The sequence below is a fragment of the Mucilaginibacter sp. Bleaf8 genome, assembly GCF_018390515.1.
GTDB lineage: Bacteria > Bacteroidota > Bacteroidia > Sphingobacteriales > Sphingobacteriaceae > Mucilaginibacter.
Window position 1 is genome coordinate 888672 of sequence record NZ_JAHBBK010000002.1, and the last position, 13893, is coordinate 902564.

Below are 13893 nucleotides of genomic sequence, written 5' to 3' on the forward strand. Positions count from 1 at the left end.
CCGGCCCTTTATGTTAGGTATTCATGCAAAAAATCACATATTTGCCAATCTGTATACTTTTTACTTTTTAATATAAAATTATGGCGGGAAATTCGTTTGGGCAGCTTTTCAGAATCACAACTTTTGGTGAATCGCATGGCGAAGCTATTGGCGTTATCATAGATGGTTGCCCGTCACAGGTACCTGTTGATCTGGAGTTCATTCAATTGGAGCTGGATAGACGGAAACCGGGCCAGTCCAAGATCACCACCCAACGTAAAGAAAGCGATACCGTAAAAATTCTATCCGGCGTATTTGAGGGAAAGACTACCGGCACGCCGATTGCTATGCTGATACCGAATGAGGATCAGCGTTCTAAAGATTATAGCCATAATACAGATGTGTTTCGCCCGTCCCATGCCGATTATACTTACTTTACCAAGTATGGTATACGCGATCATCGTGGTGGCGGCCGTTCATCAGCCCGGGAAACTGCCGCACGTGTTGCAGCAGGTGCACTGGCCAAACTATTGCTTAAAGCTTATGGTATTGAGGTGTTAGCGCACGTTAGCAGCGTGGGCATCATCAATGCACCGAACATTAGCATTACGAGTGCCAGCGAATTTATTGAGACCCGCGAAGCCAACATAGTACGCTGTGCCGATCCGGCAACAGCCGAAGAGATGATTGCCCGGATTGACGAGATACGCAAGCAAGGTGATACCATTGGTGGTAAAATCAGCTGTACCATTATCAACTGCCCGGTGGGTTTAGGCGAGCCGGTTTTTGACAAACTGCACGCCGATTTAGGTAAGGCTATGCTGAGCATCAACGCCGTACATGGCTTTGAATATGGCTCGGGCTTTACCGGCAGCGAAATGCTGGGTTCCGAGCATAACGATATTTTTATAAAGACCGACGATGGGAAAGTAAAAACCCTCACTAATTTTTCGGGCGGTATACAAGGTGGTATCAGTAATGGTATGCCAATTGAATTTAAGGTTGCTTTTAAGCCGGTAGCTACCATTATGCAAAATCAAAACACGGTTGATGCCGAAGGTAACACAGCCCAGATACAAGGCAAAGGCCGCCATGATCCATGTGTAGTACCAAGGGCGGTGCCTATTGTTGAGGCTATGGCTGCTTTAGTACTGGCCGACCATGTATTACGGAATATGACGGTTATAAGTCCCTCAGCTCACTAAAGGTGGAGGATTACACATATAAACAAAAGAGCCGGACACTTAGTCCGGCTCTTTTGTTTATAAACCATTTTCAGAATATACACTTTAAATATTCCCCTTTAGGGGCCAGGGCTTACATTGCTGCCAGCATAAGGGCACTCATAATTATCATCAAACCATCTTCAACAATGGTAACGGTACTCATGGGCAGGTTAAATACCGCGCCCAGGCAAGCACATTGAATCACCTTTTTGTTAAGTACGGTTTGCAGTACGCCTAATATGCTTACAGACATTACAACCAAAGTTACGATATTAGTAAGTACCGGGTTAAAGTTTGTGGCGTAAGCAATCCCTAAAGCCAGTTCCAGCAAGGCATATAGGTAACCCCAGCTTTTGAAGCGGCGGGCAACCACATCGTACATCGCATAGCTATCAGCAAAGCCGTCCAGGTTCAGCATCTTAAAAAAGGAGAATACCAAAAAGAACCCTGCCATAAATACGCGCATGGCCAGTAATTCGTCAAAGCCAATCACGGTTGATCCGGCAATGACTGATACCGTAAGGATGTAAGCAAATATCAATACAATTGGCTTGTAGGTTTCAAACCAGCTGCGTGGCGCTTCTATCGTTTCGGCTACATAATCACCGCTTATTGCACTGGCAACCGGGGCAGCATCAGTTAGCTGATATTTGGGATAGCTCTTTAGCGCATTTTGTAGGGTGGATGTAGGTATATGCTCATCCATCTCAACATTTACCTGGCCCTTGTCCAAATCAACAGTAGCCGCTTTAACGTGGTCTATTTCGGAGAGCAAATGTTCTACTTTATATCGACAACCGTCGCATGTCATGCCGGTTACGGAATAGGTGTGTTTCATAACGTTTAAATCTAAATAATACAAAGTTACGGTTGGCGTGCTCCAAACCTTTATACTATTTACGTTTAACGTTATAAAATTTACAGTTCCTCGATGTTACGTCGCTTATTATCTTTTATGGTTTTAAAGTGGGTAGGAGTAAGGCCTGTTTCTTTTTTAAACTGGTTCGATAAGTAAGCTACGCTGCTGTAGCCCATGCGGTAGGCAATCTGGCTCAAAGTCAGCTCGTCATAAATCAGCAGTTCCTTTACTTTTTCTATTTTTTGGCTGATGTAATACTTTTCAATGGTAGTACCTTCTGTCTCTGAAAAGAGGTTGCTCAGGTACTTGTATTCATAGTGCAGGTGTTCAGCAAGGTACTCGGATAGGTTAATGGCTAACGTAGTATCAGTATGATGTACTAATTTGATAACTAAGTTCTTGATCTTCTCTACCGTCCGGCTTTTGCGGTCGTCAATCAATTCGAAACCCAGGTGTTTTAGTTTGGTATTCAGTTCCGCCAATTGCTGGTGCGACAGCTCCTCGCTAACGGTTACTTCGCCCAGTTCCACATGGGTTGGATGGTAACCGCTGCTTTTCAGTTCGGCCTCAACCGCCAGCTTACAGCGGTGGCATACCATATTTTTGATGTGAATTTTCATGTGTAACTTACAGGCGGTAAGTTAGTCAAATCGTCAACAAAAGCATACTATGCCTAAGTCACAAAGTATCACGGCCAGTTATCACTCTTTTATTTTAGTGTTTGTAGTCATAAAGCTGCTTCTTAACCTATTGGTTGGGGACAATTACGGCTTCCATCGTGACGAAATGCTGTATCTTACCATGGGCGATCACCTGGCTTGGGGGTACATGGAAGTACCGCCGTTTATTGCACTGCTGTCTAAAATATCGCTGCTTCTATTCGGTCCAACATCGGTTGCCGGCCTGCGTGTTTTTACAGCTATTGCCAGTGCCCTGATGGTTTGGTTTACCGGTTTGCTCGTTACAGAATTTGGCGGAAAGCGGTTTGCTATTTCATTAGCATGTCTAAGTCTCATCTTTTCGCCGGGGATGGCTGCAAGCAGCTACCTTTTCCAGCCCGTTGTGTTCGATCAGTTGTGGTGGCTTATTGCTGCATGGCTGCTGGTTAAATACGCTAACAAGCAACAGGCACCTTATCTTTACTGGCTGGGCGTGGTGGTGGGAGTAGGGTTACTTACCAAGTATACAATGGCTTTTTTTACAGGTGCGTTGCTTTTGGGCCTGTTGCTTACTCCTAGCCGCAAATGGCTATGGCGTAAAGAAACTGGCATTGCGGTTTTACTGGCTATCATCATTTTTCTCCCCAATATACTTTGGCAATACCATCACCACTGGCCCTTGCTTACCCATATGCAAAAACTGAAAGTAGAACAGCTGAATTATGTAAAGCCAACTGATTTTGTAGCCGCGCAGTTTATGTTGCATGCAACAACAGTATTGGTATGGTTGGCTGGTCTGCTTTTCTTACTGTTTCATAAAAGTATGAGACGCTACCGCTTTGTTGGGCTGGCTTATCTCTTTGTGTTTACTTTTTTGTTGGTAATGAATGGTAAAGCCTATTATTTGTTGGCTGCTTATCCCATGTTATTAGCTGCCGGTGGCTGTGCCTGGGCTTTCATCATCAAAAACGCTACAGCCAGATTAATAAGTACAATTCTTCTTATTGTACCGAATTTACTATTGGTACCTGTATTGATGCCTGTGCTGACAATCCACCAGGTGCAGCAGTTTTTTAAATACACCACCAGGCACCTACTGGCGTTAAACTTTGCCATAACTTGGGAAGATCAGAAAAAGCATCCCATTACACAAGATTATGCCGACATGCTGGGCTGGGAAGAGCTGGTAGCAAAGGTATCCGCTACTTATCATAAGCTATCACCCGAGCAGCAAAAGCGCACGGTGATATTTACCGACAATTATGGTGAGGCCGGTGCCATTCATGTATACAGGCACCAATATAATTTACCTGATGTAGTTTGTTTAAACAGCAGTTTTGCCCTGTGGGCTCCTGCAAATCTGGAAGCAGATTATATTATTTATGTAAGCGATGATGACGATGTAAGCGATTTAAAACCTGTAGTAGCAAGTTATAAACGTACAGGTGGAGTTGAAAATATGTTGGCTCGCGAACAGGGTACTGGTATTTATTTAGTTCAGCATCCGTCAAAAGTGCTGGGTGGTATATATCAACAACATTTAAAAGAAGCCCTGGGCGAATAGTTATATTGCCAGCTATGCCAGTAATTAAGATACAAACATTTATACAAGCGCCTGCCGCGCGTTGCTTTGACTTGGCAAGAAGTATTGACCTGCATACCATATCAACTCAAAGCACAGGTGAAAAAGCTATTGCCGGGCGTACCAGCGGTTTAATACAGCTTGGCGAAACGGTAACGTGGCGGGCAAGGCATTTTGGTATATGGCAAAAGCTAACCGTGAAAATTACCGCCCTGGAAGCGTCCAGCCATTTTGTGGATGAGATGGTAAAAGGCGCCTTCAAATCTTTTGAACATCAGCACCGGTTTGATGTGGAGAATGGTGTAACTGTGATGACCGATATATTTACTTATACCTCGCCTTTGGGCTGGCTTGGCAGACTTGCAGATGCGTTGTTTTTACAACGTTATATGCAAAAGCTCTTGATTGAGCGGAACGAGGTAATTAAGGCTTATGCCGAATCGGATAAGTGGCGGTTGGTGCTTAAATAAAAATGTCATTGCAGGGGTTAACCCGCAATGACAAAAGTTGTTGCTATTCTTAATTCTGCTTATGCCTTCACTTCAAAGCCGGCTTTCTTAAAATCTTCCCAAAATGCAGGGTATGATTTGTCGACCACGCGAGCTTCTTCAATCTCTACCTCGGGTATAAGCAAGGCCAGTGGTGCAAAGGCCATCGCCATGCGGTGATCCTCGTAAGTGGCGATCGTGATTCGCTCAGGGATAAACCGCTCGCTGCAATCTACTTTGTATACCTGTCCTTTTTCAATCAGCTTTACGCCCATTTTTGCCAGTTCATTTTGCAGCGCTTTGATACGGTCTGTTTCTTTAATTTTTAAAGTTTCAAGTCCGGTAAACGTAGCTTCATGACCCAATGCTGCACACACTACAATGACGGTTTGCGCTAAATCCGGGCACGATTTCAAATCGAATATTTTGCGGATCACGGGCTTAACCTCTTTTTTCAGGTAAACGCCGCCATCGCGAAATTGCGAGGTGATGCCAAAATTGGCCATAATCTCGGTAATCACACTGTCGCCCTGCAAACTGTAGGAGGTAAGTCCCGGTAAAAACAGCTCAGCTTCATCAGCCAAAGCTGCCACGGCGTACCAGTAAGATGCTGCACTCCAATCAGGTTCCACCCATATACTGGTTTCCCGAAACTCTTGCGGCGCAATACTGATAGTATTGTCCGTCCAGGTGTGTTGTATACCGGCCTGCTGTAGCATGCTCAAGGTCATCTCTACATAAGGTCTCGAAGTGAGATCACCTTCAATTTGCAAGTTCAAGCCTTGCGGCAAACGTGCGGCTATCAACAATAGTGCAGTTATGTATTGGCTGCTGATATCGCCCTTAATGTTGATGGTATCAGTAGCTTGTTCAAAGCCGCCTTTGATAAGTAGAGGCGGGTATCCGTCGTTTTCTACGTAGCCAATGTTGGCGCCAAGCTGGCGCAGTGCATCAACCAGGGTGCCTATGGGCCGCTGTTTCATGCGTTCGGTACCTGTTAGTATTACTTCGCCTGGCTGTAACGTAAAATACGCTGTCAGGAAACGCATGGCCGTACCTGCAGGGCCGATATTTACTTCCCGGTCAGTGTTTGACGTCACCATAAAAGGTGAATTGGTTATGGCAGACAGTGTGCTGGCATTTTGCACCTCATCAACAGATGAATGGCGCAAAATACCAGCTAATGTTACCGCATCAGCCGCATCGGACACATTCTGTACCTGCACCTTACCTTGGCTCAGGGCCTCGATAACCAACGCCCGGTTGCACTCGCTTTTTGAGCCGGTTAGCTGTATGGTGGCGTTAACAGTTTTACCGGCTCTGCTTATTATTAAATTATCGGACATGAGCAATTAAGCGTGAGTCAGTTTTTCCTGTACTGGCGCGCCACCTTGCCCTTGGTTCATAATCTCGGTTTGTTTACGGATAGATTCGCTGTGAATAAGCTCTAAAAGTTTTTCGGTAAACTCCGGACTCAAATTCAAAGCCTTTGCATAATCGGTACGTTTTTGCAAAATCTCGTCCCAACGGTTTACCTGTAAAATGGTGATGCCATTGTCTTTTTTGTAGTTGCCAATCTGCTCAACAATCTTCATGCGCTCTGCCATCTTTTGGATAACCAGGTCATCAATTTTGTCAATATTGCTGCGCAGGTCGGCCAGTTTATCTTTTACCTCATTGTTTACAACTTCCGGTTTGCGCAGGGTTAAGCGGTCAATCAAATCGCTTAATGCGGCAGGGGTTAGTTGTTGTTTGGCATCTGTCCAAGCAACTGACGGATCGATGTGCGATTCGATCATTAAGCCTTGCATATCCAAATCCATCGCTTTTTGCGATACGTAAGGAATTAGTTCGCGGTTACCCGAAATGTGGCTTGGGTCGCAAATAATCGGTAATTCAGGCGCATGAGTTTTCAGGTTAATGGCCAGATCCCACATTGGTTCATTACGGAATGCCGTTTTTTCGAATGAAGAGAAACCACGATGAATAGCTGCCAGTTTGGTGATACCGGCACGGTTAATGCGCTCTAAAGCACCAATCCATAATGATAAATCAGGGTTAACCGGGTTTTTTACCATCACCGGAATATCAACACCTTGCAAAGCATCGGCAATTTCCTGTACGGTAAAAGGGTTAACGGTTGAGCGGGCACCAACCCAAAAAATATCAACACCAGCTTTCAAAGCTTCCTCTACGTGTTTGCCGGTAGCAACCTCAACTGCGGTTGGTAAGCCTGTTTCGGCTTTAGCGCGTTTTAACCATTCAAGGCCAATGCTGCCAATACCTTCAAACTCACCCGGACGGGTACGCGGTTTCCAGATACCTGCACGCAGGGCGGTTACGCGGCCGGTATTAGCCAGCAGGTGTGCGGTAGCTACCAGTTGTTCTTCAGTTTCGGCACTGCAAGGGCCGGCAATTAATAAGGGCTCTTTTTTAGCGGTAATCCAAGAGCTCAGCGGTTGTATTTTAAGATCCAGTTTCATAGCGTTTTTAGTTAGTTTGGATGGTGTTAAACATCCCGTTAATATTTATTTTTTGTTAGTTAGTTGCTGTTTGGTGATTGTTGTGATTGATTCAATGCTTACTAATCAATCTTCAATATTGCGTTGATATTCGCCCAAAATGTTGAAGTTTTGCGTATAGTTGAGTATCTGGCGAATGGCTTTGTCATATTGCTCTGCTTTATTCCATTCTATGTCAACATAAAAGTTATACTCGTTGCGCTTGCCCAGTACCGGCATTGACTGTATTTTACTCATATTCACTTCCTGTTCAGCCAATATGTTGAGCACTTTAGCCAACGAGCCTACCTCGTTAGTAACCTGGAAGCAAAGCGAGGCTTTGTTGCTTTGCTGATTTTTAGCGTTTTCATGATGAGTGAAGATCAGAAAACGGGTAAAATTCTTTTTGTTCGATTCGATGCGGCGTTCCATAACATCTAATTCATATAGCTTGGCAGCCAGTGAGTTGGCTATGGCCGCGGTATCGGTCAATTGCTCTTCGCGGATACGTTTGGCACAGGCGGCGGTATCGTTGCTTTCAACCACTTTAAGCTGTGGATACTCATCAATAAAATCCACACACTGGCGCAATGCGATAGGGTGGGAGATAACATATTTAATATCCTCAAACTTTACGCCCGGCAGGGTTAAGAAATGAAGCTGAATGGGCAGGTATACCTCGCCTACAATCGGGAAGTTGTAGCTCATGAGCAGCGAGTAATTAGGCAGGATGCTACCGGCAATACTATTTTCGATAGCCATTACCACATAATCAGCCTGCTTGTTTTTCAAGGCCTCAAAAGTTTGCTTAAATGAGTTGCACTCAACGGTTTCTATATCTGTACCGAAATACTTAAAGGCGGCCTCTTCATGAAAAGAGGCGCGTATGCCCTGTATGGCAACTCTTGGCTTTTTGTTTTCCATAACCCTGTTAAAGAAAAAAGTCCCGGCTGTTGGGCCGGGACTTTTTGTTGTTTATATGTCTTGTTTAAGCATATCAGTCCCGGCTCTTACTGTTAAAGTAAAAGTAGTAAAAACCAAAACCAAAAGTGCTGTTATGTTTCATTGTTTATCTTCGGTGGTAAATCTACGAGTTAAAATTAATTTGTCAAGAGGAAAAATGAAAAATTGTTATTTTGTTAAAATTTCTTAAACAGATTATCACGATAATGAAATAACATTCCCGGAAATTTTTGTACAAACACTTGCTGTGCTATTACTTGGCCCGATATTCGTATCTCAGTACTATCGTTGAAAATGATTTGGTAGAATATTAAGTCTGAATTTTTGGTGTTACTTGCTGACGAGAATACGTCAATCTGTTTAATATCAGTCTTATTGTACGTTTTTGATACGCCGTTCTTACTATAAGTAAACTCATTAATTCCCCTGGATAATTTCAAACCTACATTTTTTGATTTTTGGTAATGGGAAAGGTAAAGACTATGGAACTTAAAGAGACCATAACCTGCTAATAAAAGTAAAGTACCAGCCGGGAAAAATATAATCGTAGCAATCGTCAATGAGCATAATATGCAAGCTGTAAGTAGTAAAAGTAATATATACTTGGCTATTATTTGACCGGTATTAAGGCTGTATAAAAAGTTTTTATTCTTAAAGTGGCTTTCACTGCCAATACTAATCAAGTGTTTCTCGAACGAGGGTTCGAGGTTAGCATCACTAAAAAACTTTGTTACTATGTCGTACACTTCCTGTTGGGAAGCAGTGTGGTATTCATACAAGCTATTATGCCTGTTAAACAGATATAAACAAAATTTTTGGTTGAAGTAAAGTCCAATTTTCAAGTATTCACCACGGCCACGATCAATGGTTACCGATGGCCCGGTCGGTTCGATATCCGTAAAATGCCTCTGCGTATCCCAAGGGTATTGCTTAATCAGCTCGTGTGTCTCCTCAAGTGTACGGTACTGTTCACTGATAAATTCTCCGCGTTCAAAGTTTTTGTATTGCAGTTTGGTTATCAGTTTCTTCATCGCAACATGGTGCTTTTAGTATGGCCTTCTATGCTAAAGGGAGCATAGAAGGCCTAAGCGCATTATAACTTACTGTAATAGCTTAAACTATCGCACAACTCTTCTTCGGTGCAAATGTGGTCAATGCTGCATTCGCCTATTTTGTGAAGCAGGGTACAGTTAATGTCGCTGCCATTATTTTTCTTGTCGGCCTTCATAAGGCTGTGCAGTACGGTGTGGCACGAGTCGTCCAGGTGGTATTTAGGGTAAAGATTATTTAATACGGTAGCAATCTCATCCAATTCTTCGGCACTCAAGCCCGATTTTTTGTGTGATAACCAAGCCTCGCAAATCATACCTATGGCCACGGCCTCGCCGTGTGTCAAATGGTTTTCATCATTTTGAAGGGAGTAGGTTTCTACGGCATGTCCAATAGTGTGGCCAAAGTTCAGGCATTTGCGGTAGCCTTTCTCAAACGGATCGGCCAGCACCACTTTATTTTTAATGGCTACCGAACGGTAAATCAGTTCGGCTGAAGGCAAAGTTAAATGGCTTCCCTGAGCTTTTAAAGCATTCCAGTACTCAGCATCTGCAATAAGGCCATGTTTCAGCATTTCTGCATAGCCTGAGAGTATCTGCCTTTCAGGAAGTGTAGTTAAAAATCCGTGCTCAATAAATACCGCTTTCGGTGAGGTAAAGGTACCTATGATATTTTTCAGGTTATCAAAATCGATACCTGTTTTACCACCTACAGACGCATCTACTTGTGATAACAGGGTAGTGGGTACCTGTACAAAATCAATACCGCGTTTAAAGGTAGAGGCAGCAAAGCCGCCCATATCGCCAATAACGCCGCCACCAAGGTTAATAAGTAAACTGTGGCGGTCGGCCGAAAAGTCGATCAGCATCTTCCAGATGCCGCAGCAAAAATCAATATTTTTGCTTTCTTCACCGGCGTTTACTTCAATGATGTCGTATTTGCCGTCTAAATGCTGTAACCGGCTTTGCAGCAGCGGCAAGCAATGCTCGCTGGTATGCTCATCCGTTAATATAAAGAAACGCGAATATTTACCCTGCTCAATGAAGTTAACTAATTCGGTAAGCGTGTCGTTAAAGTATACAGGGTAATCGATGCAATGTAAAGTATCCATATTCATATCACCACAATCTTCTGGTTGTTAAACTCTACTACATCACCTTTTTTTACTTTAAGGCGTTTGCGGTAGTCAACCTGGCCGTTATACTTCACGTCGCCTTCAGATACAACGATCTGTGCCTCGCCTCCAGTTTGTACCAGGTTGGTAGCTTTAAGCAGCTGTATAAGCGGAATATATTCGCCTTCGAGTTTAAATTCAATCATGGTGCTGGCAAAAATAAACTATTGTATTAAAAATGGGGTATATAGATTGCATTTTCTAAATTTGCAGTATGTTATCCAACGAGAATTCTGCTCCTGCTCCCGAAAGGGGAGTACTATCATTTGAAAATACCGAAGTAGCATTTCGTCATGCATCCAACGCCGATTTGCAGCGTGCTTACTGGTTATTTAAAGCTATCAACAATAATTTTCTGGTAAAGATAGGTCCGGGTATGACCAACTTTGCCATGAATATAGGCCTGCCTATTAAAGGCATAATTAAAGCCACCATTTTTAAACAGTTTTGCGGTGGTGAAAGTATTGCCGAGTGCGATGCTACTATCAAAAACCTGGCGTCGGCCGGCGTAGGTACTATTCTGGACTATTCGGTAGAAGGCGAAGAAGACGAAAAAGTGTTTGATGATACCCGCGATGAAATCATCCGCACCATTGAGCGTGCCACCGGGGATGCTGCAGTGCCGATCACGGTGTTTAAAGTAACGGGCGTTGGCCGTTTCGGTCTGCTCGAAAAGCTGGATGCAGGCATGCCCTTAACCGCAGCTGAAGAGCAGGAGTGGCAGAAAGTACAAGCCCGTGTGCTTGATATTTGCCAGAAAGCCTACCAGGTAGGTGTACCGGTAATGATTGATGCGGAAGAAAGCTGGATACAGAAAACTTTGGATAAGCTGGCGCTGGATATGATGGAACGTTTTAATCAATACAAAGGTATTGTATATAACACGTACCAGATATACCGCCATGACAAGCTGGCCGATTTAAAGCAGGACTTTGAAGTAGCTACAGCTAAGGGCTTTATTTTAGGCGCTAAACTGGTACGCGGTGCCTACATGGAAAAAGAACGCAAGCGTGCGCAGGAAATGGGTTATCCGTCGCCAATACAACCCGATAAGCAATCGAGCGATCGAGATTATAACGAAGGTTTGCGCTTTTGCGTTCAGCATACTGAACGTATTGCGCTGGTGGCTGGTACACACAACGAAAATAGCTGCCAGCTATTAGCTGATTTATTGAACCAGCTGAATATACCACATAACCACCCCCATGTTTATTTTTCGCAGTTGTTGGGCATGAGCGATAACCTGAGCTTCAACCTGGCTAATGCTGGTTATAATGTGGTTAAGTATGTGCCTTATGGTCCGGTAAAAGCAGTGCTTCCGTACCTGTTCCGCAGGGCGCAAGAAAATACCGCAATAGCAGGGCAAATGAGCCGCGAGCTGAGCTTGATTTTAAAAGAAAAGAAGAGAAGGAAGATATAAAAGATGTTGTTTGATCCCCGGCTGTAAAGCCGGGGATTTTTTGTTTTATTACACGGGCTTTTCTAAACTATGATACTTTTTTTGCAAAGTATACTGAATATTCAACCCTTTAAACTTGGTGGTTTATTGTTTACTATGTTTGATGATTCTATTACCAATTATGAATACCAAACTTAAATTTTACTTTTCGTGGTTACTAATCGGAATTTCATCGGTTGGCGTTTGCCAGCATAGTAGAAAATCAGCGGATGGCAAGCTAACGGGAGCCGAACTTAAGCCGCTCGGCCGGTATGCATTAAATGACAAGAAAGAACTGGAACTTATCAGTTCGGCAGCGCATTTTGGGTTTAAGTTTACCGAAAAAAGCTGTACCGTAATGGCATCTGTACCTGCATCATATAGCCATGGTTATTTACAATATGAGCTGGATGGTGTTTACCAGAAACGTGTCAAGATAGACAATAAAGCCACGGTGCCAATAGTGATTGAAGGGGCTTCGGCAGAAAACCATAAGGTTTGGGTATATAAGGCCACCGAGGCACATACAGGCCCGATTTATATCGCAAGTATCAAAGGGCATAATTTAAAAGCTATACCAGTTAGTAAAGCACCGCTGATAGAATTTATAGGTAACAGCATTACCTGCGGAGCTGCGGCGGATGACTCCGAGATACCTTGCGGTCAGGGCGACTATCAGGACCATCACAATGCCTATATGGCTTACGGCCCACGGGTGGCCCGTTTGCTTGGTGCCAACTACGTGCTGAGCAGTGTAAGTGGCATTGGTGTTTACCGCACCTGGAACCTGGACGGGCCATCGATGCCGCAGGTATATGAAAAAACAGACTTTCAGAACAAAGGCACAAGGCTATGGGATTTCAAAACGTTTACCCCAAAAGTAGTTAGCATAGCCTTGGGGACTAATGACCTTAGCACGGGTGATGGAAAAAATCCTCGCAAGCCTTTTGATTCCACGATGTTTATTAATAGCTATGTGAAATTTATTCAGCAAATAAAAGCTAAATACCCTAATGCGCGCATTGCGTTGTTAAGCAGCCCTATGGTGAAAGGACATGATCGCACGTTACTGCAGGACTGCCTTATTTCCATTAAGCGTAGGGTAGAAGCGCAATATCCGTTAGCCCATCCGGTTGCTACCTTCTTTTTTGAGCCGATGGAACCACATGGCTGTGCTGGGCATCCCAGTGTTGAAGACCATGAGATACTTGCACAGCAGCTTAAACCATTTTTTAGAAAGTTACTTACAAAATAGTCAAGCCTGATTTGAGTTTAAGAAAGCCATGTTTGTGATTAAGGAACATAGCTTTTCTATTGATAAATTATTTTACAACAAGCCTTCACGTTCTACAAAGGTCTGAATAGTATCAGGTGTCTTCATCAAAAAAGTCTGTATACCTAAACTTTGGGCTGCCGCCAAATGTTGCGGACTGTCATCAATAAACAGTGTTTCTGAGGCATTTAGTTTATTTTCATTCAGCACTTGCTCAAATATGGCAATCTCTGGCTTGCGTTTGCCAGTTAAATGTGAGTAATAAAGCTTTTCAAACAGATGATCATTGTTATCAAAACCGAATTCGGATTTTAGATACTTCAGGATAAAATTATAATGGATATCGTTAATGTTGCTGAGTAAGAAAGTCCGGTATTTATGCTTGAGTTGCAATAACAGCTCATGCGTGCCTTCCGCAATACCTACCAGGATACTATTCCACGCATGGTCAATCTGGTCATCAGTAAGTGCAGGATTACCGGCTTTTTCGCGAATCTTGTCCCTGAATTCAGCAGAACTAATCTGCCCGCGGTCAAAAGCATCAAAAACCGGATCTTGCTGACGATGCCCGAAGAATTTCTCCACATTGCTGATGCCCAATTGTTTAAATGACTGCTGCACACGTTCAAAATCGATTTGGAAAATCACATTGCCATAATCGAAGATGATATTTTTAATATTTTGCATATTGTATTTGCCTA

14 protein-coding genes are annotated in these 13893 nt (G+C 43.5%); 5 read left to right on the forward strand and 9 right to left on the reverse strand.

Translation table 11 applies throughout. The features are described from left to right. Nucleotides 1-80 precede the first annotated feature (80 nt). Nucleotides 81-1184 (forward strand): chorismate synthase, encoded by a 1104-nt coding sequence (gene aroC, locus KHS38_RS12830; RefSeq protein WP_213488939.1) that lies wholly within the window; start codon nucleotides 81-83, stop codon nucleotides 1182-1184. Nucleotides 1185-1296: 112 nt separating this feature from the next. Here aroC and KHS38_RS12835 read toward each other — a convergent pair whose 3' ends face one another. Together KHS38_RS12835 and KHS38_RS12840 are read right to left on the reverse strand one after the other, a co-directional pair. Beyond that, a complete protein-coding gene (locus KHS38_RS12835) occupies nucleotides 1297-2043 on the reverse strand; it encodes a heavy-metal-associated domain-containing protein (protein ID WP_213488940.1) in 747 nt (248 codons plus the stop codon). An 80-nt stretch (nucleotides 2044-2123) separates the two neighbouring features. After that, a complete protein-coding gene (locus KHS38_RS12840) occupies nucleotides 2124-2684 on the reverse strand; it encodes a helix-turn-helix domain-containing protein (RefSeq protein ID WP_213488941.1) in 561 nt (186 codons plus the stop codon). Between the two features lie 49 nt (nucleotides 2685-2733). Here KHS38_RS12840 and KHS38_RS12845 point away from each other — a divergent pair, with 49 nt between their 5' ends. Both KHS38_RS12845 and KHS38_RS12850 read left to right on the forward strand, forming a co-directional pair. Further along, complete coding sequence (locus KHS38_RS12845; RefSeq protein WP_213488942.1) at nucleotides 2734-4287, forward strand: ArnT family glycosyltransferase; 1554 nt, start codon at nucleotides 2734-2736, stop codon at nucleotides 4285-4287. A gap of 14 nt (nucleotides 4288-4301) precedes the next feature. After that, the gene (locus tag KHS38_RS12850) at nucleotides 4302-4775 is read left to right on the forward strand and encodes an SRPBCC family protein (RefSeq protein WP_213488943.1); all 474 of its coding nucleotides are present in this window, start codon (nucleotides 4302-4304) and stop codon (nucleotides 4773-4775) included. 59 nt (nucleotides 4776-4834) lie between these two features. Here the strand turns inward: KHS38_RS12850 and aroA are convergent, their stop codons facing one another. From aroA to KHS38_RS12880, 6 genes are all read right to left on the reverse strand, one after another. After that, nucleotides 4835-6139: a 3-phosphoshikimate 1-carboxyvinyltransferase gene (gene aroA / locus KHS38_RS12855; RefSeq protein WP_213488944.1), complete on the reverse strand. Its 1305-nt coding sequence runs from the start codon at nucleotides 6137-6139 to the stop codon at nucleotides 4835-4837. Nucleotides 6140-6145: 6 nt separating this feature from the next. Then, nucleotides 6146-7276: a chorismate mutase gene (locus tag KHS38_RS12860; protein ID WP_213488945.1), complete on the reverse strand. Its 1131-nt coding sequence runs from the start codon at nucleotides 7274-7276 to the stop codon at nucleotides 6146-6148. Between the two features lie 105 nt (nucleotides 7277-7381). Further along, the gene (locus KHS38_RS12865; RefSeq protein ID WP_213488946.1) at nucleotides 7382-8218 is read right to left on the reverse strand and encodes a prephenate dehydratase; all 837 of its coding nucleotides are present in this window, start codon (nucleotides 8216-8218) and stop codon (nucleotides 7382-7384) included. Between the two features lie 215 nt (nucleotides 8219-8433). Then, on the reverse strand, nucleotides 8434-9288 hold the full coding sequence (locus KHS38_RS12870; protein WP_213488947.1) for a PH domain-containing protein: 855 nt from the start codon (nucleotides 9286-9288) through the stop codon (nucleotides 8434-8436). A 62-nt stretch (nucleotides 9289-9350) separates the two neighbouring features. Continuing rightward, a complete protein-coding gene (gene aroB, locus KHS38_RS12875; protein ID WP_213488948.1) occupies nucleotides 9351-10418 on the reverse strand; it encodes a 3-dehydroquinate synthase in 1068 nt (355 codons plus the stop codon). A 2-nt stretch (nucleotides 10419-10420) separates the two neighbouring features. Next, nucleotides 10421-10627, reverse strand: coding sequence for an RNA-binding S4 domain-containing protein (locus KHS38_RS12880; RefSeq protein ID WP_213488949.1), 207 nt, complete (start codon nucleotides 10625-10627; stop codon nucleotides 10421-10423). 68 nt (nucleotides 10628-10695) lie between these two features. Here KHS38_RS12880 and KHS38_RS12885 point away from each other — a divergent pair, with 68 nt between their 5' ends. Beyond that, nucleotides 10696-11901 carry a proline dehydrogenase family protein gene (locus KHS38_RS12885; protein ID WP_213488950.1) on the forward strand — a complete coding sequence of 402 codons (1206 nt, stop codon included), beginning with the start codon at nucleotides 10696-10698 and terminating at the stop codon, nucleotides 11899-11901. 160 nt (nucleotides 11902-12061) lie between these two features. Beyond that, nucleotides 12062-13174 (forward strand): SGNH/GDSL hydrolase family protein, encoded by a 1113-nt coding sequence (locus KHS38_RS12890; protein ID WP_213488951.1) that lies wholly within the window; start codon nucleotides 12062-12064, stop codon nucleotides 13172-13174. Between the two features lie 72 nt (nucleotides 13175-13246). Here the strand turns inward: KHS38_RS12890 and KHS38_RS12895 are convergent, their stop codons facing one another. Next, entirely contained in the window at nucleotides 13247-13879 is a 633-nt protein-coding gene (locus KHS38_RS12895) for an HAD family hydrolase (RefSeq protein ID WP_213488952.1), read from the reverse strand. Between the last annotated feature and the right edge of the window lie 14 nt (nucleotides 13880-13893).

Excerpts from the sequence above, each read along its gene's own strand:
- aroA (WP_213488944.1), bottom strand. The coding sequence starts at position 6,139 with ATGTCCGATAATTTAATAATAAGCAGAGCCGGTAAAACTGTTAACGCC.
- KHS38_RS12860 (WP_213488945.1), bottom strand. The coding sequence starts at position 7,276 with ATGAAACTGGATCTTAAAATACAACCGCTGAGCTCTTGGATTACCGCT.
- KHS38_RS12880 (WP_213488949.1), bottom strand. The coding sequence starts at position 10,627 with ATGATTGAATTTAAACTCGAAGGCGAATATATTCCGCTTATACAGCTG.
- aroC (WP_213488939.1), top strand. The coding sequence starts at position 81 with ATGGCGGGAAATTCGTTTGGGCAGCTTTTCAGAATCACAACTTTTGGT.
- KHS38_RS12885 (WP_213488950.1), top strand. The coding sequence starts at position 10,696 with ATGTTATCCAACGAGAATTCTGCTCCTGCTCCCGAAAGGGGAGTACTA.
- KHS38_RS12840 (WP_213488941.1), bottom strand. The coding sequence starts at position 2,684 with ATGAAAATTCACATCAAAAATATGGTATGCCACCGCTGTAAGCTGGCG.
- KHS38_RS12890 (WP_213488951.1), top strand. The coding sequence starts at position 12,062 with ATGAATACCAAACTTAAATTTTACTTTTCGTGGTTACTAATCGGAATT.
- KHS38_RS12845 (WP_213488942.1), top strand. The coding sequence starts at position 2,734 with ATGCCTAAGTCACAAAGTATCACGGCCAGTTATCACTCTTTTATTTTA.
- KHS38_RS12865 (WP_213488946.1), bottom strand. The coding sequence starts at position 8,218 with ATGGAAAACAAAAAGCCAAGAGTTGCCATACAGGGCATACGCGCCTCT.
- KHS38_RS12895 (WP_213488952.1), bottom strand. The coding sequence starts at position 13,879 with ATGCAAAATATTAAAAATATCATCTTCGATTATGGCAATGTGATTTTC.
- KHS38_RS12870 (WP_213488947.1), bottom strand. The coding sequence starts at position 9,288 with ATGAAGAAACTGATAACCAAACTGCAATACAAAAACTTTGAACGCGGA.
- aroB (WP_213488948.1), bottom strand. The coding sequence starts at position 10,418 with ATGGATACTTTACATTGCATCGATTACCCTGTATACTTTAACGACACG.
- KHS38_RS12850 (WP_213488943.1), top strand. The coding sequence starts at position 4,302 with ATGCCAGTAATTAAGATACAAACATTTATACAAGCGCCTGCCGCGCGT.
- KHS38_RS12835 (WP_213488940.1), bottom strand. The coding sequence starts at position 2,043 with ATGAAACACACCTATTCCGTAACCGGCATGACATGCGACGGTTGTCGA.